24 protein-coding genes are annotated in these 25,138 nt (G+C 66.2%); 20 read left to right on the forward strand and 4 right to left on the reverse strand.

Annotation, left to right across the window (positions count from 1 at the left end):
- The 3 genes from dnaA to gyrB all read left to right on the forward strand — a co-directional run.
- Positions 1-1,148 (forward strand): chromosomal replication initiator protein DnaA (gene dnaA / locus HV701_RS23645; protein WP_175135441.1); only part of this gene is annotated, 1,148 nt, incomplete at its 5' end.
- A 2-nt stretch (positions 1,149-1,150) separates the two neighbouring features.
- Positions 1,151-2,260 (forward strand): DNA polymerase III subunit beta, encoded by a 1,110-nt coding sequence (dnaN, locus tag HV701_RS23650; protein WP_175135442.1) that lies wholly within the window; start codon positions 1,151-1,153, stop codon positions 2,258-2,260.
- Positions 2,261-2,355: 95 nt separating this feature from the next.
- Positions 2,356-4,803, forward strand: a complete 2,448-nt coding sequence (gene gyrB, locus HV701_RS23655; protein WP_175135443.1) for a DNA topoisomerase (ATP-hydrolyzing) subunit B — start codon at positions 2,356-2,358, stop codon at positions 4,801-4,803.
- A gap of 111 nt (positions 4,804-4,914) precedes the next feature.
- Here the strand turns inward: gyrB and HV701_RS23660 are convergent, their stop codons facing one another.
- Positions 4,915-5,838 (reverse strand): LysR family transcriptional regulator, encoded by a 924-nt coding sequence (locus HV701_RS23660; RefSeq protein ID WP_175135444.1) that lies wholly within the window; start codon positions 5,836-5,838, stop codon positions 4,915-4,917.
- Between the two features lie 314 nt (positions 5,839-6,152).
- Here HV701_RS23660 and HV701_RS23665 point away from each other — a divergent pair, with 314 nt between their 5' ends.
- The 6 genes from HV701_RS23665 to HV701_RS23690 all read left to right on the forward strand — a co-directional run bounded on the left by HV701_RS23665 (position 6,153) and on the right by HV701_RS23690 (position 11,951).
- Positions 6,153-6,839, forward strand: a complete 687-nt coding sequence (locus HV701_RS23665) for a hydrolase (RefSeq protein ID WP_175135445.1) — start codon at positions 6,153-6,155, stop codon at positions 6,837-6,839.
- A gap of 105 nt (positions 6,840-6,944) precedes the next feature.
- Complete coding sequence (locus tag HV701_RS23670; protein ID WP_175135446.1) at positions 6,945-8,534, forward strand: MFS transporter; 1,590 nt, start codon at positions 6,945-6,947, stop codon at positions 8,532-8,534.
- 43 nt (positions 8,535-8,577) lie between these two features.
- Entirely contained in the window at positions 8,578-9,282 is a 705-nt protein-coding gene (locus tag HV701_RS23675) for a pirin family protein (protein ID WP_175135447.1), read from the forward strand.
- Positions 9,283-9,307: 25 nt separating this feature from the next.
- Complete coding sequence (locus tag HV701_RS23680) at positions 9,308-9,568, forward strand: XapX domain-containing protein (protein WP_175135448.1); 261 nt, start codon at positions 9,308-9,310, stop codon at positions 9,566-9,568.
- Between the two features lie 17 nt (positions 9,569-9,585).
- Positions 9,586-11,481, forward strand: coding sequence for an amidohydrolase (locus tag HV701_RS23685; protein WP_175135449.1), 1,896 nt, complete (start codon positions 9,586-9,588; stop codon positions 11,479-11,481).
- Positions 11,482-11,492: 11 nt separating this feature from the next.
- On the forward strand, positions 11,493-11,951 hold the full coding sequence (locus tag HV701_RS23690; protein ID WP_175135450.1) for a DoxX family protein: 459 nt from the start codon (positions 11,493-11,495) through the stop codon (positions 11,949-11,951).
- A 75-nt stretch (positions 11,952-12,026) separates the two neighbouring features.
- Here the strand turns inward: HV701_RS23690 and HV701_RS23695 are convergent, their stop codons facing one another.
- Positions 12,027-12,959: a LysR substrate-binding domain-containing protein gene (locus tag HV701_RS23695; RefSeq protein ID WP_025140419.1), complete on the reverse strand. Its 933-nt coding sequence runs from the start codon at positions 12,957-12,959 to the stop codon at positions 12,027-12,029.
- Between the two features lie 171 nt (positions 12,960-13,130).
- On the opposite strand from HV701_RS23695, the gene HV701_RS23700 reads away from it, so the two are divergent.
- From HV701_RS23700 to HV701_RS23725, 6 genes are all read left to right on the forward strand, one after another.
- Complete coding sequence (locus HV701_RS23700) at positions 13,131-14,039, forward strand: amino acid ABC transporter substrate-binding protein (protein ID WP_175135451.1); 909 nt, start codon at positions 13,131-13,133, stop codon at positions 14,037-14,039.
- 102 nt (positions 14,040-14,141) lie between these two features.
- Positions 14,142-14,894 carry an amino acid ABC transporter permease gene (locus HV701_RS23705; RefSeq protein ID WP_175135452.1) on the forward strand — a complete coding sequence of 251 codons (753 nt, stop codon included), beginning with the start codon at positions 14,142-14,144 and terminating at the stop codon, positions 14,892-14,894.
- An 8-nt stretch (positions 14,895-14,902) separates the two neighbouring features.
- A complete protein-coding gene (locus tag HV701_RS23710; protein WP_175135453.1) occupies positions 14,903-15,592 on the forward strand; it encodes an amino acid ABC transporter permease in 690 nt (229 codons plus the stop codon).
- A 51-nt stretch (positions 15,593-15,643) separates the two neighbouring features.
- Positions 15,644-16,378, forward strand: coding sequence for an amino acid ABC transporter ATP-binding protein (locus HV701_RS23715; RefSeq protein ID WP_175135454.1), 735 nt, complete (start codon positions 15,644-15,646; stop codon positions 16,376-16,378).
- Between the two features lie 5 nt (positions 16,379-16,383).
- Entirely contained in the window at positions 16,384-17,442 is a 1,059-nt protein-coding gene (locus tag HV701_RS23720) for a threonine aldolase family protein (RefSeq protein ID WP_175135455.1), read from the forward strand.
- A gap of 40 nt (positions 17,443-17,482) precedes the next feature.
- Positions 17,483-18,388 (forward strand): EamA family transporter, encoded by a 906-nt coding sequence (locus tag HV701_RS23725; RefSeq protein ID WP_175135456.1) that lies wholly within the window; start codon positions 17,483-17,485, stop codon positions 18,386-18,388.
- A 119-nt stretch (positions 18,389-18,507) separates the two neighbouring features.
- Here HV701_RS23725 and HV701_RS23730 read toward each other — a convergent pair whose 3' ends face one another.
- Positions 18,508-18,792, reverse strand: coding sequence for an acylphosphatase (locus HV701_RS23730; protein ID WP_175135457.1), 285 nt, complete (start codon positions 18,790-18,792; stop codon positions 18,508-18,510).
- A gap of 160 nt (positions 18,793-18,952) precedes the next feature.
- Between HV701_RS23730 and HV701_RS23735 the strand changes: the two genes are divergently transcribed.
- Positions 18,953-19,849: a phytanoyl-CoA dioxygenase family protein gene (locus tag HV701_RS23735; RefSeq protein ID WP_175135458.1), complete on the forward strand. Its 897-nt coding sequence runs from the start codon at positions 18,953-18,955 to the stop codon at positions 19,847-19,849.
- Positions 19,850-20,067: 218 nt separating this feature from the next.
- The gene (locus HV701_RS23740; protein WP_175135459.1) at positions 20,068-21,231 is read left to right on the forward strand and encodes an alpha-hydroxy acid oxidase; all 1,164 of its coding nucleotides are present in this window, start codon (positions 20,068-20,070) and stop codon (positions 21,229-21,231) included.
- A gap of 91 nt (positions 21,232-21,322) precedes the next feature.
- Here HV701_RS23740 and HV701_RS23745 read toward each other — a convergent pair whose 3' ends face one another.
- Complete coding sequence (locus HV701_RS23745; RefSeq protein WP_175135460.1) at positions 21,323-22,165, reverse strand: IclR family transcriptional regulator; 843 nt, start codon at positions 22,163-22,165, stop codon at positions 21,323-21,325.
- A 199-nt stretch (positions 22,166-22,364) separates the two neighbouring features.
- Between HV701_RS23745 and HV701_RS23750 the strand changes: the two genes are divergently transcribed.
- From HV701_RS23750 to HV701_RS23760, 3 genes are read left to right on the forward strand one after another with little or no spacing between them, the layout of a single operon-like run.
- Positions 22,365-23,438 (forward strand): ABC transporter ATP-binding protein, encoded by a 1,074-nt coding sequence (locus HV701_RS23750; protein WP_175135461.1) that lies wholly within the window; start codon positions 22,365-22,367, stop codon positions 23,436-23,438.
- Position 23,439: 1 nt separating this feature from the next.
- The gene (locus HV701_RS23755; RefSeq protein WP_175135462.1) at positions 23,440-24,327 is read left to right on the forward strand and encodes an ABC transporter permease; all 888 of its coding nucleotides are present in this window, start codon (positions 23,440-23,442) and stop codon (positions 24,325-24,327) included.
- Positions 24,328-24,342: 15 nt separating this feature from the next.
- Entirely contained in the window at positions 24,343-25,137 is a 795-nt protein-coding gene (locus HV701_RS23760; protein WP_175135463.1) for an ABC transporter permease, read from the forward strand.
- The last annotated feature ends 1 nt before the right edge of the window (position 25,138 follow it).

The raw sequence follows: 25,138 nt of genomic DNA on the forward strand, positions 1-25,138 counted from the left end.
CCGCCGCGCCCATGGGCGGCGCGCCACCGCCAGGCATGCCGGCGCAGCCCGCCGCGCCCGCTCCCGTCGCGACCACCGCGGCGGCCGCGGCCGTGAACGCGGACGCCGCCAACATCGTGTACGAGCGCTCGCGCCTGAACACCGACCTGACGTTCGAGAACTTCGTGACGGGCAAGGCCAACCAGCTGGCGCGCGCCGCCGCGCTGCAGGTGGCCGAGAACCCGGGCACCTCGTACAACCCGCTGTTCCTGTACGGTGGCGTGGGTCTGGGCAAGACCCACCTGATCCACGCCATCGGCAACGCCATGGTGGCCGCGGGCACCGGGGTGCGCGTGCGCTACGTGCACGCCGACCAATACGTGTCCGACGTGGTCAAGGCCTACCAGCGCAAGGCGTTCGATGACTTCAAGCGCTACTACCATTCGCTCGACCTGCTGCTGATCGACGATATCCAGTTCTTCTCCGGCAAGAACCGCACGCAGGAAGAATTCTTCTATGCGTTCGAAGCGATGGTGGCGCAGCGCAAGCAGATCATCATCACCAGCGACACCTATCCGAAGGAACTGTCGGGCATCGACAGCCGCCTGATCTCGCGCTTCGATTCCGGCCTGACGGTCGCGATCGAGCCGCCCGAACTCGAGATGCGCGTGGCGATCCTGCTGCGCAAGGCCGAGTCCGAGGGCGTGCCGATGCCCGAGGAAGTGGCGTTCTTCATCGCCAAGCACCTGCGCAGCAACGTGCGTGAACTCGAAGGCGCGTTGCGCAAGGTGCTGGCGTATGCCCGTTTCCACGGCCGCGACGTGCTGACCGTGGACGTCTGCAAGGAAGCCCTGAAGGATCTGCTGTCCGTGTCCAACGGCCAGATCACCGTCGAGAACATCCAGAAGACGGTGGCGGATTTCTACAAGATCAAGGTCGCCGACATGTATTCGAAACGCCGGCCGGCCAATATCGCCTTGCCGCGCCAGGTCGCCATGTACCTGGCCAAGGAGCTGACCCAGAAAAGCCTGCCGGAAATCGGCGATCTGTTCGGTGGCCGTGACCACACCACCGTATTGCATGCCGTACGCAAGATTTCCGACGCCCGCGCCAAGCAAGCGGAGCTCAACCATACCCTGCACGTGTTGGAACAAACTCTAAAAGGATGACCATGCAACTCGTACAAACCACACGCGATGCATTGCTGAAACCGCTGTCGACCGTGGCGGGCATCGTCGAAAGACGCCATACCCTGCCCATCCTGGCGAACATCCTGATGCGCAAGGAAGGCAACAAGGTTGCCTTCATTGCGACCGACCTGGAAGTGCAGATCACCACGCATGCCGACTTTGGCGTGGGTCACGACAACGAGTCCACCACGGTCGCGGCGCGCAAGTTGCTGGACATCCTGAAGGCCCTGCCGGACACCGGCGACGTGCGCCTGGCGCTGGCCAGCAACAAGCTGTCGGTGCAGTCGGCCAAGAGCCGCTTCGCGTTGCAGACGCTGGCCGCCAGCGAATTCCCCACCGTGGCCCAGCCCGAGCAGTGGGATGTGTCGCTGACCATGCCGCAACGCACGCTGCGCCACCTGTTCAACATGGTGCACTTCGCCATGGCGCAGCAGGACATCCGCTACTACCTGAACGGCATGCTGCTGGTGTTCGAACCGGGCCGCGTGCGCGCGGTCGCCACCGACGGCCACCGCCTGGCGCATTGCTCCACCGAAGCCGACGGCATCAGCGAACGCCACGAAGTCATCGTGCCGCGCAAGACCGTGCTGGAAATGCAGCGCCTGCTGGAAGACTCCGATGAGCCCGTCTCGATCGACGTGGCGCCGGGCCAGATCCGTTTCCGCTTCGGCGATGTCGAGCTGGTGTCCAAGCTGGTCGAAGGCAAGTTCCCCGACTTCACCCGCGTCATCCCGACCAACTACACGCGCCACTTCCTGGTGGGCCGCGAGGCCCTGCAGGGCAGCCTGCAGCGCGCCGCCATCCTGACCACCGACAAGTTCAAGGGCGTGCGCCTGCAACTGGCGCAGAACCAGATGAAGATCTCGTCCTCCAACGCCGAGCAGGAAGAGGCGCAGGAAGAAATCGACATCGATTACGGCCACGAACCGCTGGACGTGGGCTTCAACGTCGGCTACCTGCTCGACGTGCTGGCCAACGTCAAGGTGGACAACATCCAGTGGTCGGTCATGCCCGATGCCAATGCGTCGGCGCTCATCACCCTGCCCGAAGACGACCAGTTCAAGTACGTCGTCATGCCCATGCGGATCTGAGTCCGCGTCAATGTGGGTTTGTGCCGCCCGCGGGCCCGATGGCCCGCCGGCGGTCCGGCCGCCAGGCCGTTCTTTAAAGCGTTATCGATACAGACATGTCAGATCAGCAGAACACCACTCCCGAGAACAGCGGCTACGGCGCGGACTCGATCAAGATGCTCAAGGGGCTGGAGGCCGTGCGCAAGCGCCCCGGCATGTACATCGGCGACACGTCCGACGGTACCGGCTTGCACCACATGGTGTTCGAAGTCGTCGACAACGCCATTGACGAAGCGCTGGCAGGTTATTGCGACGACATCGTCGTCACGATCCACACCGACAACTCGATCTCGGTGACCGACAACGGCCGCGGCATTCCCACGGATATCCACAAGGACGATGAATTCCACCGCAGCGCGGCGGAAATCGTCATGACCGAACTGCACGCCGGCGGCAAGTTCGACCAGAACTCGTACAAGGTGTCCGGTGGCCTGCACGGCGTGGGCGTGTCGTGCGTGAACGCGCTGTCCGAGTGGCTGCGTCTGACCATCCGCCGCAACGGCGAAGTGCACCAGATGGAATTCCGCCAGGGCGAGCGCGTCGCGCCCCTGGCCGTGACCGGCACGACCGACAAGCGCGGCACCGAAGTGCGCTTCCTGGCCGACCCGATCATCTTCAACAACATCGAGTACCACTACGAGATCCTCTCCAAGCGCCTGCGCGAGCTCTCGTTCCTGAACAACGGCGTCAAGATCCGTCTGATCGACCAGCGCCAGGGCAAGGAAGAGAACTTCGCCTTCTCCGGCGGCGTGAAGGGGTTCGTCGAATACATCAATCGCGCCAAGACGGTGCTGCATCCGAACGTGTTCTCGGTCAGCACCGAATCGTCGGCGGGCGGCGTGCCGGTGGGCGTGGAAGTGGCGATGCAGTGGAACGACAGCTACAGCGAAAGCGTGCTGTGCTTCACCAACAACATCCCGCAGCGCGACGGCGGCTCGCACCTGACCGGCCTGCGCGCGGCGATGACCCGCATCATCAACAAATACATCACTGACAATGAACTGGCCAAGAAGGCCAAGGTCGAGACCTCGGGCGACGACATGCGCGAAGGCCTGGCCTGCGTGTTGTCCGTGAAGGTGCCCGAGCCCAAGTTCAGCAGCCAGACCAAGGACAAGCTGGTGTCCAGCGAAGTGCGTCCGGCGGTCGAGGAAGCGGTGGCCCGTACGCTGGAGACCTGGCTGCTGGAGCACCCGAACGACGCCAAGGCCTTGTGCAACAAGATCGTCGAGGCCGCCCGCGCGCGCGAAGCCGCTCGCAAGGCGCGCGAAATGACGCGCCGCAAGAGCGTGCTGGAAGGCGCCGGCCTGCCCGGCAAGCTGGCCGACTGCCAGGAAAAAGACCCGGCGCTGTGCGAGCTGTACATCGTCGAGGGTGACTCCGCGGGCGGCTCGGCCAAGCAAGGCCGCGACCGCAAGTTCCAGGCCATCCTGCCGCTGCGCGGCAAGGTGCTGAACGTCGAGAAGGCACGCTTTGACCGCCTGATCGCCAGCGAACAGATCGCCACGCTGATCACCGCGCTGGGCACCAGCATCGGCCCCGACTTCAACGTCGACAAGCTGCGCTACCACCGCCTGATCATCATGACCGACGCGGACGTGGACGGCGCGCACATCCGCACGCTGCTGCTGACGCTGCTGTACCGCCAGATGCCCGAACTGGTGCAGCGCGGCTATGTCTACATCGCGCAGCCGCCGCTGTACAAGGTCAAGGTCGGCCGCGAAGAGCGCTACCTGAAGGATGACCAGGAAGAAGCGCAGTTCATGCTGCAGCAGGCCCTGAAAGACGCCGAGATCATTGCCGGCGGCAAGATCATCCGCGGTGATGAGCTGGGCGAGCTGGCGCACCAATACGTGGCTGCCGACGGCGTCATTGCGCGCCTGTCGCGCGTGTTCGACGTGGCCGCGCTGTCGGCCATGGCCGAGGGCGTGGAGATCAACCTGGAGACGGCCGAGGCCGCCGCCGATTCGGCCAAGCGCCTGGCCGACGCCATGCGCGACCCGGTCAGTGGCAATGGCGTGGAGGTCGTACCCGAGTTCGACGCCGCCACCGAGCGCCACCGCCTGTCGATCCAACGCATGCACCATGGCAATGTGCGCGTCAGCATCATCGACGCCGATTTCGTCGGTGGTTCGGACTACGCCATCCTGTCCAAGGCGGCCAAGAGCTTCTCCGGCAAGGTCGGCCCGCAGTCGCTGGTGGCCCGCGGCGAAGGCGACAAGCGCAAGGAACAGCCCGTGTCCGACTTCCGCGAAGCCATGCAGTGGCTGCGCAGCGAAGCCGAGCGCGGCATCTCCAAGCAGCGCTACAAGGGCCTGGGCGAAATGAACCCGGACCAGCTGTGGGAAACCACCATGGACCCGAAGGTGCGCCGCCTGCTGCGCGTGCAGATCGAGGACGCCATCGCGGCCGACGAGGTCTTCACCACGCTGATGGGCGACGATGTCGAACCGCGCCGCAACTTCATCGAGACGCATGCGCTGTCGGCGGGGAACATCGACGTCTGATCGTATCGCCGGCGCGTCCTGCGCGATCCGGAATACATGAAAAAGGGGCTGCCTGTGCGCAGCCCCTTTTTAATTTCCTGTGCGATCGGCCCGTGAGCCGCCGCGCGTGGCCTACCCCTGCACGTCGCTGGCCCACGGCTCCGCCGTCAACCGTTGTGCCAGATATTCGATCAGCGCCTGCACCCGCGCTGGCCGCCGGCGTCCCGGCGGCGTGACGATGTGCAGCGCGATCGGGTCGACCTGCCAGTCGTCCATCGCGGTTTCCAGCGCGCCCGATTGCAGGTCTTCCCAGGCCAGGAACTCCGGCTGCAGCGCCAGGCCCAGGCCGGCTTGCAACGCCGGTGACAAGGCCTCGGCATTGTTGACGTTCAACTGCACCGGCAGCGATTGCGAGAACTCGCCGTGCTTGTCGTGGCGAAAGCGCCAGCTCGACCCGTTGCGCGCATACATGTATTGCAGCGCGGTGTGCTGCGCCAGGTCGCGCGGGTGCCTGGGCCGGCCGGCGCGCTTGAAGTAGCTGGGCGCGCCCACCAGCAGGATGCGCACCGAGCACAGGCGCCGCGCCAACAGGGTCGAGTCCACCAGGTTGGAGATGCGCAGGGCCAGGTCGAAGCGTTCGGACACCAGGTCGGATTGCTTGTCGTTGAACTCGACTTCCAGGTCGACCTCGGGATGGGCCTGCATGAAGGGCGGCAGCATCGGCGCCAGGTGGGTGACGCCGAACGACATGGGCGCGGCCAGGCGGATCTTGCCGCGCAGGCTGGTGGATTTTTCCGTGACCTCGGCCTCGACCGCCTCGCCTTCTTCGAGGATGCGGGCGGCGCGTTCCAGCGCCGCGTAGCCGGATTCGGTCAAGGACATGCTGCGCGAGGTGCGGTGGAACAGCATGGTCTTCATCTTGGTTTCCAGCCGCGTGATGGTCTTGGAGACCGTGGCCTGGGACAGGGACAGTTCGGCCGCCGCCTTGGCGAAGGAGCCCGTGTCGGCGACCTTGGCGAAGATCGCCCAGCCCTCCAGATCCGGCAGTTTGTTCATGGTGGTTCTCGCGAAGAAAGTCGCGTCGATGATAGCGGCTGACTATGTGGCGAACAAGAATGCCCCGACGGCGTGGGCCGGTAACGGCCATGTCACGGGGATCATGCAAAAAATGGAAAGGATGGAATTCCCGGTTGCGGATTCTCAGGCGGCGGGTGCTTCCCTAATATGCCCCTACCGACACACGACGTGAACGAAACCCTGCAAGCGGCAGTTCGGACACGACGGCAACGGAGCAGGCCGCAGCGGCTTGCGCAGGACCCCGAATTCACTTTGCCGCATTTTCCTGACCGATTCCTTGAGAGAGAGCCATCATGTCCGCCAACAAATACCTCGAAGTCCTGACCCCGCAAAACAGCCAGATCATCTTCATCGACCAGCAGCCGCAGATGGCGTTCGGCGTGCAGTCGATCGACCGCCAGACGCTCAAGAACAATGTGGTGGGCCTGGCCAAGGCCGCGCGCGCCTTCAACATCCCGACCACCATCACCACCGTGGAAACCGATGGGTTTTCAGGCAACACCTTTCCCGAGTTGCTGGCCGTGTTCCCCGAGAACAAGATCCTGGAACGCACCTCGATGAACTCGTGGGACGACCAGAATGTGCGCGATGCGCTGGCCGCCAACGGCCGCAAGAAGATCGTGGTGGCGGGCCTGTGGACCGAAGTGTGCAACACCACGTTCGCGCTGTGCGCCATGCTGGAAGGCGACTACGAAATCTACATGGTGGCCGACGCCTCGGGTGGCACGACGGCCGACGCGCACAAGTACGCCATGGACCGCATGGTGCAGGCCGGCGTGGTGCCGGTGACCTGGCAGCAAGTCATGCTGGAATGGCAGCGCGACTGGGCCCGCAAGGAAACCTATGATGCCGTGACCGGCATCGCCAAGGAACACTCGGGCGCCTATGGCATGGGTATCGATTACGCCGTGACCCACGTCCACAAACTGGCCGAGCGCGTGCAGCATGGCGAACGCATCGGCCCCAATCCGGCCAAGTAAGCCGCAAGCCGCGGGTGACCGGCGATCCGGCGCCCGCGGCGATTCTCCTCGTTATCCACGGCGGGGGCGCGCGACGAGCCGCCCTGGCGATCCCGGAGCGCTTCCATGCCAGTCAATTCCACGCCCTCGCGGGGCGGTTTCGCCCCCCTGCGCCAATCCGTCTTTGCCGTGCTGTGGGCGGCCGCGGTGCTGGGCAACGTCGGCAGCTTCATGCGCGACGTCGCCAGTTCCTGGTTGGTGACCGACCTGTCGGCCAGTCCGGCGGCGGTGGCGTTGATCCAGACGGCGGCCACGCTGCCCGTCTTCCTGCTGGCGATTCCCGCCGGCGTGCTGTCGGACATTCTCGACCGCCGGCGCTTCCTGATCTTCGTGCAGGTGTTGCTGGCCTCGGTCAGCGGCACGCTGTTGCTGCTATCGCATTTCGGCGCGCTGACGGTCGATTACCTGATCGCGCTGACCTTTGTCGGCGGCATTGGCGCGGCGCTGATGGGGCCGACCTGGCAGTCGATCGTGCCGGAGCTGGTGCCGCGAGAGGACCTCAAGGGCGCGGTCGCGCTCAATTCCCTGGGCATCAATATCGCGCGCGCCATCGGCCCGGCGGCCGGCGGCCTGATCCTGGCCAGCTTCGGCGCGGCGGTGACCTACGGCATGGACGTATTGAGCTATGTGTTCGTGATTGGAGCGCTGCTGTGGTGGAAGCGCCCGGCCAAGACCGACAGCGCCCTGTCCGAGAACTTCTTCGGCGCGTTCCGGGCCGGCCTGCGCTATACCCGGGCCAGCAAGGAGCTGCATCGCGTGCTGTTGCGCGCCGCCGTGTTCTTCCTGTTCGCCAGCGCGCTCTGGGCTTTGCTGCCGCTGGTGGCGCGGCAGATGCTGGGAGGGTCTTCGGGCTTCTACGGCGTGCTGCTCGGCGCCGTGGGGGCGGGGGCCATCATCGGCGCCCTGGTCATGCCGAAGCTGGGCGCCAAGCTCGATGCCGATGGCCTGGTGCTGCTGGCCTCGGTGGTCAGCGCGGGGGTGATGGGCGTGCTGGTGTTCGCGCCGCCCCAGTGGCTGGCGGTACTGATGCTGGTGCTGCTGGGCATGGGCTGGATCACCGCGCTGACGACGTTCAACGGCGTGGCCCAGGCGATCCTGCCGAACTGGGTGCGCGGCCGCGGCCTGGCGGTGTACCTGATGGTGTTCAACGGCGCGATGGCGGCCGGCAGCCTGGGCTGGGGCCTGGTGGCGCGAGAAATCGGCGTGCCGTATGCGCTGGTGGCCAGCGCCACCGGCCTGGTGATCGTGGCGTTGCTGTTTCACCGGGCGCGGCTGCCGGTGGGCGAGGCCGACCTGCAGGCGTCGAACCACTGGCCGGAGCCGCTGGTGTCCGCACCGGTGGCGAACGATCGCGGGCCGGTGCTGATCCAGGTCGAGTACCGCATTCGCCAGGAAGACCGTCCCGCGTTCCTGGACGCGATGCGGCGCCTGTCGCAGGAGCGTCTGCGTGACGGCGCCTATGCCTGGGGCGTGGTCGAGCACACCGGCGATCCGGAGCGCGTGGTGGAGTGGTTCTTCGTGGAGTCGTGGGCCGAACACCTGCGCCAGCATCACCGCGTCTCGCATGCCGACGCGGATCTGCAGGCCGAGGCGCTGCGTTTCCATACCGGCGCGGACAAACCCGAAGTGCATCACTTCCTGGCATTGAAGCCTTGATGGCATCGCCATCGCATTCGAGTCCCCGTCCTGGAGCCGCATCATGATCGAGCGCCGTCCCCTCACCACCCTGGGCCACGCCCGCCGCGGCTGGCTCGATGTGAAGCATCATTTCTCGTTCGCCCATTACCAGGATCCCCGGCGCATGCGCTGGGGCGCGCTGCGGGCCTGGAACGACGAGACCATCGCGCCGGGCGCGGGCTTCCCGCCGCTGCTGCACATGGATATGGAGATCATCACCTGCGTGCGCGAAGGCGCCCTTACGCATGAGGATGACCTGGGCAACCGCGGCCGCACGCGCGCCGGCGACGTGCAGGTCATGAGTGCGGGCAGCGGCGTGACGCATGCCGAATTCAACATGGAGGGCGGGCCGGCGCGCGTGTTCCAGATCTGGTTCGAGCCGGACCGCCGCGGTATCCCGCCCAGCTGGGGCCGCAAATCGTTTGCGCGGGAAGCCTGCAATGGCCGCTTCGTCACGCTCGCCAGCGGCATCGAAGGCGATGACGATGCCTTGCCGATCCGCTGCGATGCGCGGCTGCTGACCGTGGCGCTCAAGGCGGGCGAAGCCGCCACCTATCAATTCGCGCGCGGCCGCCGCCGAGGCTACCTGGTTTCTTCCAAAGGCCGGCTGACCGTCAACGACGTGGAGATCGGCAGCGGCGACGGCGCCGCGATCCTGGACGAGACCGACGTGCGCATCACCGCGCTGGACGACGCCGAGCTGCTGTTGGCCGATATCCACGCTTGACCCCATCATCCCAGAGAGAATGCCTATGAAGATCTATCTACTTTCCCTTGGCGCCGGCCTGCTGGTCGGCGTGGTGTACAGCCTGCTGCAGGTGCGCTCGCCCGCGCCGCCGCTGGTGGCGCTGATTGGCCTGCTCGGCATCCTGGTCGGCGAGCAGATCGTGCCGGTGGGCAAGCAGCTGCTCAACGGCACCGCCTTCGTCGCCGCCTGCGACAAGGAGCGGGCGGTGAGCCACGTGTTCGGGCAATTGCCCGGCCGCCAGGCGCAGGACAAAGATCAAAGCTGATCCAAAGGAGAATCCCCATGCCAAATGCTTCAACCCCCACCCCCGACATCATTTTCCACAACGGCCGCATCACCACCCTGGACCGCGCCAAGCCGCAGGCCAGCGCCGTGGCGATCAAGGACGGCCGCTTCGTCGCCGTCGGCACCGATGCCGAAGTCATGGCGCTGGCCGGCCCGGCCACGCGGCGCGTCGACCTGAAACAACGCGGCGCCCTGCCCGGCCTGTTCGACAACCACACCCACGTGGTGCGCGGCGGCCTGAACTACAACATGGAGCTGCGCTGGGACGGCGTGCGCTCGCTGGCCGACGCCATGGCCATGCTCAAACGCCAGGTGGCCATCACGCCCGCGCCGCAGTGGGTGCGCGTGGTGGGCGGCTTCACCGAGCACCAGTTCGCCGAGAAGCGCCTGCCCACCATCGACGAGATCAACGCCATCGCGCCCGACACGCCGGTGTTCCTGTTGCACCTGTACGACCGTGCCCTGCTCAACGGCGCCGCGCTGCGCGCGGTGGGCTACACCAAGACCACGCCCAACCCGCCGGGCGGCGAAATCATCCGCGATGCGCAGGGCAACCCCACCGGCCTGCTGCTGGCCAAGCCGAACGCGACCATCCTGTATGCGACCTTGGCCAAGGGCCCCAAGCTGCCGTTCGACTACCAGGTCAATTCCACGCGCCACTTCATGCGCGAGCTGAACCGCCTGGGCGTGACCGGCGTGATCGACGCGGGCGGCGGTTTCCAGAACTATCCCGATGACTACGCCGTGATCCAGAAGCTGGCCGACGAAGGCCAGATGACGGTGCGGCTGGCCTACAACCTGTTCACGCAGAAGCCCAAGCAGGAAAAGGAAGACTTCCTGAAGTGGACGTCGAGCGTGAAGTACAAGCAGGGCACCGACTACTTCCGCCACAACGGCGCCGGCGAGATGCTGGTGTTCTCGGCCGCCGACTTCGAGGATTTCCGCGTCGAACGCCCGGATATGCCGCCGGAGATGGAAGGCGAGCTGGAGGAAGTGGTGCGCGTGCTGGCGCAGAACCAGTGGCCGTGGCGCCTGCATGCCACCTATGACGAGACCATCTCACGCGCGCTGGATGTGTTCGAGAAGGTCAACCAGGACACGCCGCTGGCCGGCCTGAACTGGTTCTTCGACCATGCCGAGACGATCTCGGACAAGTCGATCGACCGCATCGCCGCGCTGGGCGGCGGCATCGCCGTGCAGCACCGCATGGCTTACCAGGGCGAGTACTTTATCGAGCGCTACGGCGCGGCCGCGGCCGAGGCCACGCCGCCGATCGCCAAGATGCTGGACCGCGGCGTGAAGGTTTCGGCCGGCACCGACGCCACCCGGGTCGCGTCCTACAACCCGTGGGTGTCGCTGTCGTGGATGGTGACGGGCAAGACGGTGGGCGGCACCCGCCTCTATCCGGCGCGCAACTGCCTGGACCGCGAGACCGCGCTGCGCATGTGGACCGAGAACGTGGCCTGGTTCGCCAACGAGGAAGGCAAGCGCGGCCGCATCCAACCGGGCCAACTGGCCGACTTCATCGTGCCGAGCAAGGACTACTTCCGCTGCGCCGAGGACGAGATCTCGTTTCTGACGTCCGAGCTGACGGTGGTCGGCGGCCGCGTGGTCTATGGCGCGGGCGAATTCGGCCCGCTGGACGACAACGCGCTGCCGCCCGCCATGCCGGACTGGTCGCCCACGCGCCTGTTCGGCGGCTATGCCGCCTGGGGCGACCCCGACGGCGCCGGCCGCAATTCGCTGGGCTACCGCAACATGGCGGCCTGCGGCTGCGCCAGCAGCTGCGGATTGCATGGCCACGATCATGCCAAGGCCTGGACCTCGAACGCGCCCAGCTCAGACTTGCAGGGCTTTTTCGGCGCCCTGGGTTGTTCCTGCTGGGCGGTTTGAGGAGGCCGGCCATGAACGCGACCTTTCAATGGGAGCGGCGGCTGGCCGGCCTGGCCCGGCCGTTGTTCGGTTCCGCCGCCGTGCGGTTCCTGGCCTATCTGGGCCTGTGCGCCGCGTATCTGCAAGGCGGCCTGGTCAAGCTGACCGATTTTCCCGGCGCGCTGGCCGAGATGGCGCATTTCGGGCTGGCGCCCGCGCCGCTGTTCGCGGCGCTGGTGATTGCGCTGGAGCTGTTGGCCTCGGCCATGATCCTGAGCGGCCGGCTGCGCTGGCTGGGGGCGCTGGCGCTGGCGGGCTTCACGCTGGTGGCGACGGCGATCGCGCTGCGCTACTGGGAGATGCCGGCGGGCCAGGAACGCTTCATGGCCGCCAATGCATTCTATGAGCACCTGGGGCTGGCGGGAGGATTGCTGCTGGTGGCGTGGCTGGACCTGCGCGCACCCCGTCCCGGGGCGGCAGCCACGGCCTGAGATGGCCGCGTCCCGAACACAACAAGGCCCCGCTGACGGGGCCCTGTTGTGTTCGCTGGCGGGCGGTCGTTGCGCCTACCGCGCCGGCCGCGCCTTCAGGTCCGCCATTTCCTCCTGCATCAGCTGGTGCGCATAGCGCGAGAACACGCTCACCAGCCGGGTGCGGGTATGGTACGGCGGGTACAGCAGCGCCACCGTGACCGGCACCGCCGGACTGAAGGGCCGCACTTCGACGCCGTTGGCCTCGTATTCCTCGCGCGCGGCCAGCGGGTTGATCAGCGCCACGCCCAGGCCGGCGCCGACCAGCGCACAGACCGACGAGCCCAGCCCGGCCTCGGCCACGGTCTGGCGTTCGACCTTGGCGGCCTTGAAGACGGCGTCGATCTTTTCCCGCAGCGGGGTGGCGCTGGGGAAGGCAATGAAGGGTTCGCCGGCGAAGTCGGCCGGCTTGAGTTTTTTCAGCTTGGTCAGCCGGTGCCCCTTGGGCAGCACCGCCACGCAGTTCATGGTCAGTACCGGTTCTACCTGGATACCCGGGCTGTCGCCCGACAGCATGGCCAGGCCGGTGTCGCAGAAGCCCGAGCTGATCCAGTTGTGCACGGCGCTGGCGTTGCCGGAATGGATCGAGACCATGACGTCGGGGTATTCGGTCTTGAAGGCGGCCACGATGCGCGCCAGCAGGCCGCCGGCCAGGCGCGGCATGGCCGCCACGCTCAAGCGGCTGGCGCTGAACGAGCGGATGCTGGCGGCCGCGGACTCCAGTCCGGCCAGGCCGATGAAGGTCTTTTCCACCTCCTGGAAGAAGCGGGAACCATCCTGGGTCGGGGTCAGGCGGCTGCCGTTGCGATCGAACAGGGGAAACTGGGTAATGGCTTCCAATTGCGCAATTAAGCGGCTAACGTGCGGCTGCGAGGTATGCACTCTGCGTGCCGCGGCGGTCATGGATCCGGTCATCATGACGGCCCGGAAAGCCTCGATGTGTCGCAAGCCCATTCGTGTAATGGCCATATCAAATCCGTATAGAGGAATACCCGATTGGAACTGGATAAAACCATAACGCTAGTTGATACTTTTTGCCAGCCGCGGGGCTCATCGCGGGACGCGGCGGTACCTATGCAATCCGGCACCGCTGTTCGTGAACATAAACACGCGCCGCTCGACCGGCGCCAAGGGAATACGATGAAAGCATTTGCCGCGATTTCTGTCGCCGCCGCCCTGCTCGGCGGCGCCGCCGCCCACGCCGAAGGCGCCAGCCGCCTGGACAAGATCCGCGAAAGCGGCGTGATTACCATCGGCCACCCCGAGACCTCGGTGCCGTTCGCCTACCTGGACGGCAACCAGAAGCCGATCGGCTACACCGTCGAGATCTGCCAGGAAATCGCCCAGCACATCAAGACCGCCCTCAAGCTGCCCAAGCTGGAAGTGCGCTACAACCCGACCACGTCGGCCACCCGCATTCCGTTGCTTGCCAACGGTACCATCGATCTGGAGTGCGGCAACACCACCAACAACCTGGAACGCCACAAGCTGGTGTCGTTCGCGCCCACGACCTTCGTGGCGCAAGTGGTGCTGGTGGCGCGCAAGGACGGTGGCGTCGACCCCAACAACCTGGCTTCGTTCCGCGGCAAGACCATCGCCGCGCAGGCCGGCGGCCAGACCTTCAAGCTGATTTCGCGCTTGAACGCCGAGGGCAACCTGGGCATCACCATGGCGCCCACCAAGGATACGGCGGAAACGCTGCTGATGGTGGAATCGGGCCGCGCCGCCGGTTCGGCCAATGATGATGGCATCGCCTATGGCGTGGTGGCGTCGTCGAAGAACCCGGATGTGTTCGTGATCGGCACCAAGGGCCTGGAGATCGCCCCGTACGGCATCATGGAACCCAAGGACGACCCGGCCTTCAAGAAGGCCGTCGACGATGCGGTGCTGGACATGATCAAGACCGGCCGCGTCGCGGCGATCTACGACAAGTACTTCAATTCGCCGATCCCGCCCAAGCAGATCAACCTGAAGTACCCGATGAGCGACGCGCTCAAGCGCGCGCTGGCGCATCCCACCGACTCTGGCGACCCCAAGGCCTACGAGTAAGCCGGCACGCCGCGGCGGCCCGCCATGGGCGCCGCGGCGCCGTGCGACCCGGGGCGCCGCCCGCCGGCGCCTTTTTCTTTCGTTGTCCACAGGTCCTGAAGCATGAATTACAACTGGAGCTGGAGTGTCTTCCTGGACATGTCGCCCGATGGCGTGCACACGTTCCTGGAGACCATCCTGATCGGTGTGGGCTGGACCCTGGCGCTGGCCCTGACGGCGTGGGTGTTTTCGCTGTTGTTGGGATCGTGCCTGGGCGTGATGCGCACCGCCTCGTCGCGCCTGGCCAATGCTGTCGGCGCGACCTACGTCGAGATTTTCCGCAACGTGCCGCTGCTGGTGCAGATGTTCCTGTGGTACTTCGTGCTGCCGGAACTGTTGCCGCATGCCTGGGGCCTGGCCATGAAGCAGATGCCGCAACCCTGGGGGCAATTCGTGCCCGCCGTGCTGTGCCTGGGCTTCTATGGTTCGGCGCGCGTGTCAGAGCAACTGCGCGCCGGCATCCAGTCGCTGCCGCGCGGCCAGTTCCAGGCGGGCACTGCGCTTGGCCTGACCGAGACGCAGGTGTACCGCTACATCATCCTGCCCGAGGCCTATCGCATTGTCTTGCCGCCGCTGACTTCGGAATTCATGGGCACCATCAAGTATTCCTCGGTGGCATTGACCATCGGGCTTTTGGAGCTGACCGGCCAGACCCGCTCGATGGCAGAGTTCAGCTTCCATATCTTCGAGGCCTTCACGGCCGCGACCGTGATCTACCTGATCCTGAACGGCATCGTGGTCCTGGGCATGCGCCTGCTTGAACGCCGTGTGGCGGTCCCCGGCCTGATCGGCGCGGCGGCGAAGAACGGACGCTAGGCATCGACATGGGCAAATTCGATTTCGACGTGATCGGCAGCGCGCTGCCGTACCTGTTCAAGACCGGCATGACGTTCACGCTGACCCTGACGCTGCTGGCGGCGGTGATGGGGCTGGCGCTGGGCACGCTGCTGGCCATGATGCGGCTGTCGCGCTTCAGGATCCTGTCGGTGCCGGCCGGCATCTATGTGAACGTGATGCGTTCGGTGCCGCTGCTGCTGGTGATCTTCTGGTTCTATTTCCTGGTGCCGTATATCGCGGCGTGGATCGTGGGCTCGTCCACGCCGCTGCGGGTGGGCGCATTCAACTCGGCGGTGGTCACGTTCACGCTGTTCGAGGCGGCCTACTTCTGCGAAATCATGCGCGCCGGCATTCAGTCGATTTCGCGCGGCCAGGTGTCGGCCAGCATGGCGCTGGGGCTGAACCATTGGCAGGGCATGCGCTACGTGATCCTGCCGCAGGCGATCCGCAACATGGTGCCGGCGCTGCTGACGCGGGTCATCATCCTGTTCCAGGACACCTCGCTGGTGTACGTACTGTCGCTGACCGATTTCCTGGGCGCCGCGTCCAAGATCGGCCAGCGCGACGGCCGGCTGGTGGAACTCTATCTCTTCGTGGCGGTGGTGTATTTCGTGATCTGCTTCACGGCATCCCGTCTGGTCAAACGGCTGGAAAAGCGCGTGCGGGTGCTGCGCTAGGCGCCCAGGTTATCCACAGGTCCAACGATGCAAATCTCTTCGAAACCCCCGATGATCGAGATCAAGCAGGTCAGCAAATGGTATGGCGATTTCCAGGTGCTGGATGACTGCTCCACCACGGTTGGCCGCGGCGAAGTGGTGGTGGTGTGCGGCCCGTCCGGGTCGGGCAAGTCGACCCTGATCAAGACCGTCAACGCGCTCGAACCCTTCCAGAAAGGCGACATCATGGTCAACGGCATCCACGTCGGCGATCCGCGCACCGACCTGCCCAAGCTGCGTTCGGTGGCCGGCATGGTGTTCCAGCACTTCGAGCTGTTCCCGCATCTGTCGGTGACCGAGAACCTGTGCCTGGGCCAGGTCAAGGTACTCAAGCGCGGCAAGGACGAGGCCCGCGCCCGTGCCCTGACGCTGCTGGAGCGGGTTGGCCTGTCGGCGCACAAGGACAAGCACCCCGGCGAGTTGTCCGGCGGCCAGCAGCAGCGCGTGGCCATCGCCCGCGCCCTGTCGATGGATCCGGTGGTGATGCTGTTCGACGAGCCGACCTCGGCGCTGGACCCGGAGATGGTCAACGAGGTGCTGGACGTGATGACCGACCTGGCCGGCGAGGGCATGACGATGATGGTGGTGACCCATGAAATGGGCTTCGCCCGCCGCGTCGCCGACCGCGTCATCTTCATGGACGGCGGCAAGATCGTCGAGGATTGCCCGAAGGCGGCCTTTTTCGATGATGTCCAGGCGCGCGCGCCTCGCACGCGCCAGTTTCTTTCCAAAATTCTGCAGCACTGATAGTCATGACTGAACGGACTCCCGTCGACCCCTCCCGCGCACGCATCGACCTGCGCAGCGATACGGTGACCCACCCCACCGCCGCCATGTACGAGCGCATGCGCGCGGCGCCGATCGGCGATGATGGGCTGGACGGCGACCCCAGCGTGCGCGAGCTGGAAGCGTATGTGGCCACGCGGCTGGGCAAGGAGGCCGGGCTGTTCGTGCCCAGCTGCACCATGGCCAATCTGCTGGCCGTGCTGGCGCAGTCGCAGCGCAATGAGCAGGTGGTGCTGGAGTCCACCGCGCACATGTATACGTCCGAGCGTGGCGCGGCCACGTTTACCGGCCTGTTCTACCAGGGCGTGACCGGCGCCAATGGCGCCATGGACCTGAACCGTCTGGAAGACGCCATGCTGTCGGGCGGCCACAGGCTCAAGACGGCGCTGGTGGCGATGGAGACGTCGCACAACAACGCCGGGGGCGCGGTGCTGCCGCTGGAGCACATGCAGGCGGTGTATGGCATGGCGCAGGCCGCCGGGGTGCCGGTGCACCTGGATGGCGCGCGCCTGTTCAACGCCGCCGTGGCGCTGGGCGTGGTGCCGGCCGAGATCACGCGCCATGCGGATACGGTCTCGCTGTGCCTGTCCAAGGGCCTGAGCGCGCCGGTGGGCGCGGTGCTGACCGGCGCGCGGCCGGTGCTGGCGCGGGCCCGCGTGCTGCGTCGCATGCTGGGCGGCACCCAGCGCCAGGCCGGCATCATGGCCGCGGCCGGGTTGGAAGGCGTGCAGGCCATGGGCGATCGGCTGATCGAGGACCACGCCCGCGCCCGCCGCCTGAGCGACGGCCTGAACCGGCTGGCCCCGGCGCTGTCGGCCACGGTGCCGCAGACCAACATCGTGCAGGTCGAAACCGCCGATACCGGCATGACCAATGTGCAATGGGTCACGGCGCTGGAAGACGCGGGCCTGCTGACCCGTCCGTGGGGCCGCACGCGCTTGCGTTGCGTGACCCATCGCCATATCGACGACGCGGCCATCGACCGCGCCATCGAGGCCTTCAAAAAGGTGTTGGCGAGCCGCTGAGTCGGCGTTTTTCGAGGGCGGGCGATGCGATAATACGCGCATGTCCGCCACCCACCTCTCCAAGAAAGATTATCTCTGCGCACTGACGGTAGTGGTGATCTGGGGCCTGAACTTCGTCGTCATGAAGATCGGCCTCAAGGGTCTCTCGCCCATGATGCTTGGGGCCCTGCGATTCGCCCTGGCGGCGTTTCCCCTGGTGTTGTTCGTGCGGCCGCCGCGCCTGCCGTGGCAATGGATCGCGGCCTACGGACTGGTGCAGGGCCTGGGCCAGTTCGGCCTGCTGTTCACGGCGCTCAAGTTCGGCATGCCGGCGGGCATGGCCTCGCTGGTGATCCAGACCCAGGCGTTCTTCACCTTGCTGCTGGCCGCGCCGGCGCTGCGCGAGCGGGCCCGGCCGCATCATTGGGTCGGACTGGGCGTGGCGGCGCTGGGGCTGGCGGTGATTGCCGGCGGCCGTGGCGAAGGGCCGGGGCAGATGACCATGGTGGGCTTCGTGCTGACGCTGGGCGCCGCTGCCATGTGGGCCGTGTCCAACATCATCGTGCGGCTGGCCAGCCGCAAGGCGCCCGGCTACGACCCTTTCGCTTTCATCGCGTGGAGCAGTGCCGCCCCGGTGCTGCCGTTCCTGGCGCTGGCGGCGTGGGCCGATGGCTGGGACGCGGTGGCGGGCATGATCCTGGGCATCGGCTGGGGCGAGGCGCTGTCGGTGCTGTATCTGGCGGTGCTGGCCACGCTGCTGGCCTATACCTTGTGGACCCGGCTGTTGACACGCCACCCGGCCGCGAAGATCGCCCCGTTCTCGCTGCTGGTGCCGGTGGTGGGGCTGTGGGCGGCGTCCGCGGCCTTTGGCGAGCGCCTGCTGCCATTGCAGTGGGTGGGCGCGGGCGGCGTGCTGGCGGGGCTGGTGATCAACCAGGTGGGCGGGCGCTGGCTGCGCCACCGCTGAAGCGTTCCGGCCGCTGTCAGGATGCCGCGGTGCGGTCCTGGCCCCGGGGCCTCATCCGGAACAGGTCATCCTTTACCGGCCGTGTCTCCTCCCTCCTTTGGGATGAGTGGCCCGGCGCCCTACAGCTGTTCGAAGTGCGCGTAGCGCTTGTCGGTGTACTCCCGACGCGTGACCATCTCGGTGACGCTGGCTCCGGGCGGGCCGCGCCGCAGCCATTCCAGCATGTGATCGACCTGGTCGGGCGTGCCCTGCACCAGGGCTTCGACCGTGCCGTCCAGCATGTTCTGCACCCAGCCGCGGGCGCCCAGCAGGTGCGCGCGGCGCACCGTGGCATGCCGATAGCCCACGCCCTGCACGGTGCCGCTGACGGTGACGTGGACGGTTTCTATGGCGGTGTCTTGCATTGGATTTCCTTCGGGTGATGCGCCGCAGCGCGCCAATTATCTAGGCGGTTCCGGCTACAGCGGATGGTCGATAGGCCCCCCGGGCATCGAAGCGATACGTTAGAGCTCATGTCAAAACGTGCCAACGGGATCCCCGCAAGCAAAGCTTGGAGAAGCCATTATGGAAGAGACCAGTCTGTTGTCGGAAGCAGAAACAGCGCGCTACAGGGATCAGGGATACCTGGCCCTGCAGGACATGTGCCCGGCCGATGAGGTGGGTTACATCCGCCGCACGCTGCTGGAATTGTTCGCGAACAAGACCGGCTACAACGAGGGAGCGCAATACGACTTCATCAGCCGCGACGATCCTTCCAAGCCGGCCAAGTTTCCCAGTCTGCATGATCCGCGCCATTATGCCCCGGGCCTGCTGAAAACGACCTATCACGAGCGCACCCTGGAGCTGGCGCGCCAGCTGCTGGGCGAGGATGCCGCGCTGTATGGCGAGCACGCGCTGCTCAAGCCGGCGCTGGTCGGGCCGGAGACGCCATGGCACCAGGACGAGGCGTTCCGCTCGCCGGACTTCGTCTACAACGAGTTGAGCATCTGGCTGGCGCTGCAGCCGGCCACGCTGGAGAACGGCTGCATGCAGTTCATTCCGGGCTCGAACAAGAGCGAGGTGCTGGAGCATCGTTCGCCGGGTGGCGACAAGGCGCTGCATCCGCTCGAATGCTGCGCCGATTTCCCGCGCCATCTGGCGGTGGCCGAACCGCTGCAGCCGGGCGGCTGCACCGTGCACGATGCGCGCACCCTGCATTTCACGGGGGCCAACACCTCGCCGCAGCCGCGGCTGGCGTACATCCTGATCTACAACACGCCGCCGGTCTACAAGCCGGGGCGGCGCGAGTTCCCGTGGCTGGAAGGCCGCTGGACCGATAGCCAGACGCGCAAGAAGGAATGGCACCGGCGCGGTGGCCTGGCGGTGGATGTGATGCGGCGCCTGCCGGCGGCGCGGTTGACCAGTCCGCGCTGGGTGGCGTGGGCCACGATCCGCGCCGTCAGCAAGGTCTGGCCGCGCTAGCGGGGCGCGCGCGACCGTCCGCGAGTCATGCGCCGCGGTCGCCATACTGGGGAAATCGGGGCCGGCAGGGGGGCGCTTGCCGGCCCCGGCGCGTATACTGGGCGGCGCCGCGGGGCCGTGCCGCCCGGCGTGGACGGCGCGTGCCCCAAAAGGCGCGGCAGGTTCGCGCGGGACCGGGCGCCGCGGTATCGCGTCCCACTTTCCCCAGAAAAATAACCATGACCGCTGACCTTTCCACGATCACCTGCATCGAAGATCTGCGCGCGATTGCGCGCAAGCGCGTGCCGCGCATGTTCTACGACTACGCCGATTCGGGCGCCTGGACCGAAGGCACCTATCGCGCCAACGAAAGCGATTTCCAGAAGATCAAGCTGCGCCAGCGGGTGGCGGTGAACATGGAGGGCCGTTCGCTGCGCACGACGCTGGTGGGCCACGATGTGGTGATGCCGCTGGCGATTTCGCCGACGGGCCTGACCGGCATGCAGCACGCCGACGGCGAGATCCTCGCGGCCAAGGCGGCGGCGGATTTCGGCGTGCCGTTCACGTTGTCGACCATGAGCATTTGCTCGCTGGAAGACGTGGCGGCGGCGACCGGCAAGCCGTTCTGGTTCCAGCTCTACGTGATGCGCGACCGCGAGTTCGTCGGCGATCTGATCGACCGCGCCAAGGCGGCCGGTTGTTCGGCGCTGGTGCTCACGCTGGACCTGCAGATCCTGGGCCAGCGCCACAAGGACATCAAGAACGGGCTGTCGACGCCGCCCAAGCCGACCCTGCGCAACCTCATCAACCTGGCGACCAAGCCGCGCTGGTGCATGGGCATGCTGGGGACCAAGCGCCGCACCTTCGGCAACATCGTCGGCCATGCGAAGGGCGTGAGCGATCTGTCGTCGCTGTCGGCGTGGACGGCCGAGCAGTTCGATCCTAGGCTGAGCTGGGACGACGTGGAATGGATCAAGCAGCGTTGGGGCGGCAAGCTGATCATCAAGGGCATCCTGGATGTCGAGGATGCGCAGCTGGCGGCCAACAGCGGCGCCGATGCGCTGATCGTCAGCAACCACGGCGGGCGCCAGCTGGACGGGGCGATGTCGTCGATCGCGGCGCTGCCCTCGATTGCGGATGCGGTGGGGTCGAAGATCGAAGTGTGGATGGATGGCGGCGTGCGCTCGGGGCAGGACATCCTCAAGGCGGTGGCGCTGGGCGCGCGGGGCGCGATGATCGGGCGGGCCTTCCTGTACGGGTTGGGTGCTTACGGGCAGGCAGGGGTGACGCGCGTGTTGGAGATCCTTTACAAGGAAATGGATACGACGATGGCGCTTTGCGGACGGCGCAATATCGAGGTTGGGGATCGGAGTATCTTGTTGCCGGGGACTTACCCCGTCTGAGGTTTCTTGATCGGCTTGGAGCCGGTGGGTCGCTGGGTGCGGCTTGCCGGCTTTTTGCTGTCTTGCGTTCTTCGTAGGTTGGCCGGCTGCCTCACTCCCGGTTGCCGGTGCCCAGGAACTGGCTGGGGCGCCTTAGCGCCGGGTCGAACGGGTTGAGCTGGGCGCTGATGCCGGCGGCTTCGCGGCGCAGGATTTCCACGATCAAAGGCAGGCGGTCGTCGCTGATGCGTTCGACGGGGGCGGCGATGCTGAGGGCGGCGACGGTGACGCCGTTGGGGTCGTGGACGGGCACGGCAAGGCCGGCGATGTTGGGGAAGATGCCCTGGCCCTTGCTGCGCGCGTATTGGAGTTCCTGGCATTCCTTGATGCCGGCGCGCATCGAGATTTCGTCGACAAAACCCAGGTGGTGCAGGCGCGGGATGTTGAAGCGCAGGACTTCTTCGCGTTCGGCGTCGGGCAGGTTGGCCAGCAACAGCAGGCCGCCCTGGCCCAGGCCGAGCGGGACGCGGCCGCCGATGTCGCCAGTGTGCGAGCGAACCGGGAAGGCGCCGTCGATGCGGTCCAGGCAGACGGCGTCGAAGCCGCTGCGCACCAACAGGAAGATGGTGTCGTTGAGCATGCCGCTCAGGCGCAGCATGGCGGGGCGGTAGATCGAGCGCAGGGTCGATTGGTGGTTGCCGGCGTTGGCCGCGAGCGAGAAGAAAGCGACGCTGAGCTGGTAGCCCTTGCTTTGCGCGGGTTGCTCCACCATGCCTTCCTGCACCAGGCCTTGCAGCACCCGGTGGACGGTGGCCTGGGCCTGGCCGGTGCGGCTGGCGATGTCGGTCAGGCGCAGTTTTTCGCCCTTGGCGTCGGACAGGACGCGCAGCACGGCGAAGGCGCGTTGCAGCACGCCCTGGGCGCCGGTGTCTTCATTGAGTTCTGATTTCTTCATTATTCAATTCCGATAATCAAAATATACAGACGTATTTTTATCAGAAAATTCAGTCATACGGAATTAACAAGATAAAAATTCGATTATTCGGAAAACCCTAATTGACCGGCCTTTTCGGCGACTCCTAGACTGCCCTGCATCGATTGCAACGCGGGGCCCGCCTCGCGTACCGCTTCTCACCGGGCACGGGGTTTGGAAAATGACATTTCTGCGGTTGGACAACGTCTCCAAGAATTACGGCGACCTGCGCGTCGTCTCGGATCTGAGCCTGGCGGTCGAGAAAGGGGAATTCGTGTCCTTGCTGGGGCCGTCGGGCTGCGGCAAGACCACCACGCTGCAGATGATCGCGGGCTTTGCCGAGGTGACGCACGGCAGTATCACGCTCGACGGCCGCGATATCACCCATGCCAAACCGAACACGCGCGGGCTGGGCATCGTGTTCCAGAGCTACGCGCTGTTTCCGCACCTGACGGTTGCCGACAACGTCGCGTTCGGGTTGAAGATGCGCAAGGTCGAGCGCGCCGAACGCCAGGCGCGTGTGCGCGAGGCGCTGGCGCTGGTGAAGCTGGACAAGCATGCCGACCGCTTTCCGCGTGAACTGTCGGGCGGGCAGCGCCAGCGGGTGGCGCTGGCGCGGGCGCTGGTGATCCGGCCGCCGGTGCTGCTGCTGGACGAGCCCCTCTCCAACCTCGACGCCAAGCTGCGCGAGGACATGCAATTCGAGTTGCGCAGCATCCAGAAGCAGATCGGCACCACCACCGTGATGGTGACGCACGACCAGGCCGAGGCGCTGTCGATCAGCGATCGCGTGGTGGTGATGCAGGATGGCCGCGCCACGCAGGTGGATGCGCCGTACCGGATGTACGAGCATCCGCAGAGCGAGTTCATCTCGCGTTTCGTCGGCAAGACCAATCTGCTGCCGGGCCGCGTGACCCGCTGCGGCGAGCAGGCGGAAGTGGAAACGGGCGCGCTGCGCGTGCGGGTCGATGGCGCGGGCCTGCGCCATGGCGACAGCGTGCAGTTGTCGTTGCGCCCGGAAAAGCTGGTGCCGGTGCCCGCGGGCCAGGGCAAGCTGGCCTGTGTGGTCAGCACGCGCTACTTCCTGGGCAGCCAGTGGATGTACGGACTGGATTCGCCGCTAGGGGCCTTGACGGTGCTGACCCCCAACGATGGCCGCCGTCCGCACGAGGATGGCGATGCCATCGGCCTGGACTGGGCCGAGGGCGTGCTGCGCGTGCTGCGCGCGCCGACCGCCGCCGCCAGCGAGGCCTGACATGGCGACCCTGACCCGACCGGGCGCCGCCAGCGCGCCCAAGCCGCGCACCGACGGCCTGCTGGCCATTCTCGGTTCGATTCCGCTGGCCCTTGTGTTCCTGACGCTGGTGCTGACGCCGCTGGCGTTGACGCTGGTCCTGTCGTTCCGTCCGTTCGACTACAACGCGGGCATCCTGCCGGGGCATACCTTCGAGCATTACCTGGCGGTGGTGACCGACAGCTATTTCCTGGAGATCTTCTGGCGCACGTTCTGGATCGCGGCCGTGACCACGCTGATCTGCGTGCTGATCGGCGCGCCCGAGGCCTACATCCTGTCGCGCATGGGCAAGCCGTGGCGTTCGATCTTCCTGCTGGTGGTGCTGTCGCCCTTGCTGATTTCGCTGGTGGTGCGGGCCTTTGGCTGGAGCATGCTGCTGGGGCCGGGCGGCGCCATCGGCCGCGCCGCCGAGGCGCTGGGCCTGGGGCCGCTGCTCTACACGCCCACCGCCGTCATCATCGGCCTGGTGCATGTGATGTTGCCGTTCATGGTGATTCCGGTGTGGACCTCGCTGCAGAAGCTGGACCCCACCGTCGAGCACGCGGCGCTGTCGCTCAACGCCTCGCGCTTGCAGACGTTGTTGCGCATCGTGCTGCCGCAGGCCATGCCGGGCATCCTGTCGGGCAGCCTGATCGTGTTTGGCCTGTCGGCCAGTTCGTTCGCGATCCCGGCGCTGCTGGGCGGCCGGCGCCTGAAGATGGTGGCCACCGTGGTCTACGATGAGTTCCTGACCGAACTGAACTGGCCGATGGGCGCGGCCATTGCCATCGTGCTGCTGGTGGTAAACGTGGTCATCATGATGGCGTACAACCGCGTGGTGGAGCGCTCCTACCGGCGCAGCCTGGGCTGAGCGAGGGCAACGATCATGCAGAAAAACGGTCCCTTCGCCCTGCTCTTTAACGCCCTGGTGGTGCTGTTCGTGCTGGCGCCCCTGGTCATCGTGTGCCTGGTGGCGTTCACGCCCGAGTCAACGTTGACGGTGCCGACCACCGTGTTTTCGCTGCGCTGGTTCCGCGCGGTGTTCGAGCATTCCAACTTCATGCAGGCGTTCCAGAACAGCCTGTGGCTGGCGTTCCTATCGGCCAGCATCGCGGTGTGCCTGGCGGTGCCGGCAGCCATCGCCATCACGCGCTACCGCTTTCCCGGGCGCAATGCGCTCAATGGCCTGTTCCTGTCGCCGCTGATGATTCCGCACCTGGTGCTGGGCGTGGCGCTGCTGCGCTTTTTCGCGCTGATGGGCACTACCGGCAGCTTCGGCTGGCTGGTGTTCAGCCACGTGGTGGTGATCACGCCTTATGTGATGCGGCTGGTGATCGGCGCGCTGGTGGGTTTCGACCGTTCGGTCGAGCACGCCGCGCTGTCCCTGGGCGCGAGCCGCGCCACGGTGTTCTTCCAGATGACGCTGCCGCTCATCATCCCGGGCGTGTCGGGCGGCTGGTTGCTGGCTTTCATCAACAGCTTCGATGAACTGACCATGTCGGTGTTCATCACCTCGCCGTCGACCATCACGCTGCCGGTGCGCATGTACATGTATGCGACCGAGTCGATCGATCCGATGATGGCGGCGGTGTCGGCGCTGGTGATCGGCCTGACCGCGGCCACCATGCTGCTGCTGGATCGCGTCTATGGGCTCGATCGCGTGCTGGTGGGACAGAAATGAA

Origin of the sequence: Achromobacter pulmonis (assembly GCF_902859765.1) — a bacterium.
GTDB classification, from domain to species: Bacteria; Pseudomonadota; Gammaproteobacteria; order Burkholderiales; family Burkholderiaceae_B; genus Achromobacter; species Achromobacter pulmonis.

What these genes read in the sequence shown, in the direction of transcription:
- dnaN (WP_175135442.1), top strand. Translation starts at nt 1,151, where the DNA reads ATGCAACTCGTACAAACCACACGCGATGCATTGCTGAAACCGCTGTCG.
- gyrB (WP_175135443.1), top strand. Translation starts at nt 2,356, where the DNA reads ATGTCAGATCAGCAGAACACCACTCCCGAGAACAGCGGCTACGGCGCG.
- HV701_RS23660 (WP_175135444.1), bottom strand. Translation starts at nt 5,838, where the DNA reads ATGAACAAACTGCCGGATCTGGAGGGCTGGGCGATCTTCGCCAAGGTC.
- HV701_RS23665 (WP_175135445.1), top strand. Translation starts at nt 6,153, where the DNA reads ATGTCCGCCAACAAATACCTCGAAGTCCTGACCCCGCAAAACAGCCAG.
- HV701_RS23670 (WP_175135446.1), top strand. Translation starts at nt 6,945, where the DNA reads ATGCCAGTCAATTCCACGCCCTCGCGGGGCGGTTTCGCCCCCCTGCGC.
- HV701_RS23675 (WP_175135447.1), top strand. Translation starts at nt 8,578, where the DNA reads ATGATCGAGCGCCGTCCCCTCACCACCCTGGGCCACGCCCGCCGCGGC.
- HV701_RS23680 (WP_175135448.1), top strand. Translation starts at nt 9,308, where the DNA reads ATGAAGATCTATCTACTTTCCCTTGGCGCCGGCCTGCTGGTCGGCGTG.
- HV701_RS23685 (WP_175135449.1), top strand. Translation starts at nt 9,586, where the DNA reads ATGCCAAATGCTTCAACCCCCACCCCCGACATCATTTTCCACAACGGC.
- HV701_RS23690 (WP_175135450.1), top strand. Translation starts at nt 11,493, where the DNA reads ATGAACGCGACCTTTCAATGGGAGCGGCGGCTGGCCGGCCTGGCCCGG.
- HV701_RS23695 (WP_025140419.1), bottom strand. Translation starts at nt 12,959, where the DNA reads ATGGCCATTACACGAATGGGCTTGCGACACATCGAGGCTTTCCGGGCC.
- HV701_RS23700 (WP_175135451.1), top strand. Translation starts at nt 13,131, where the DNA reads ATGAAAGCATTTGCCGCGATTTCTGTCGCCGCCGCCCTGCTCGGCGGC.
- HV701_RS23705 (WP_175135452.1), top strand. Translation starts at nt 14,142, where the DNA reads ATGAATTACAACTGGAGCTGGAGTGTCTTCCTGGACATGTCGCCCGAT.
- HV701_RS23710 (WP_175135453.1), top strand. Translation starts at nt 14,903, where the DNA reads ATGGGCAAATTCGATTTCGACGTGATCGGCAGCGCGCTGCCGTACCTG.
- HV701_RS23715 (WP_175135454.1), top strand. Translation starts at nt 15,644, where the DNA reads ATGATCGAGATCAAGCAGGTCAGCAAATGGTATGGCGATTTCCAGGTG.
- HV701_RS23720 (WP_175135455.1), top strand. Translation starts at nt 16,384, where the DNA reads ATGACTGAACGGACTCCCGTCGACCCCTCCCGCGCACGCATCGACCTG.
- HV701_RS23725 (WP_175135456.1), top strand. Translation starts at nt 17,483, where the DNA reads ATGTCCGCCACCCACCTCTCCAAGAAAGATTATCTCTGCGCACTGACG.
- HV701_RS23730 (WP_175135457.1), bottom strand. Translation starts at nt 18,792, where the DNA reads ATGCAAGACACCGCCATAGAAACCGTCCACGTCACCGTCAGCGGCACC.
- HV701_RS23735 (WP_175135458.1), top strand. Translation starts at nt 18,953, where the DNA reads ATGGAAGAGACCAGTCTGTTGTCGGAAGCAGAAACAGCGCGCTACAGG.
- HV701_RS23740 (WP_175135459.1), top strand. Translation starts at nt 20,068, where the DNA reads ATGACCGCTGACCTTTCCACGATCACCTGCATCGAAGATCTGCGCGCG.
- HV701_RS23745 (WP_175135460.1), bottom strand. Translation starts at nt 22,165, where the DNA reads ATGAAGAAATCAGAACTCAATGAAGACACCGGCGCCCAGGGCGTGCTG.
- HV701_RS23750 (WP_175135461.1), top strand. Translation starts at nt 22,365, where the DNA reads ATGACATTTCTGCGGTTGGACAACGTCTCCAAGAATTACGGCGACCTG.
- HV701_RS23755 (WP_175135462.1), top strand. Translation starts at nt 23,440, where the DNA reads ATGGCGACCCTGACCCGACCGGGCGCCGCCAGCGCGCCCAAGCCGCGC.
- HV701_RS23760 (WP_175135463.1), top strand. Translation starts at nt 24,343, where the DNA reads ATGCAGAAAAACGGTCCCTTCGCCCTGCTCTTTAACGCCCTGGTGGTG.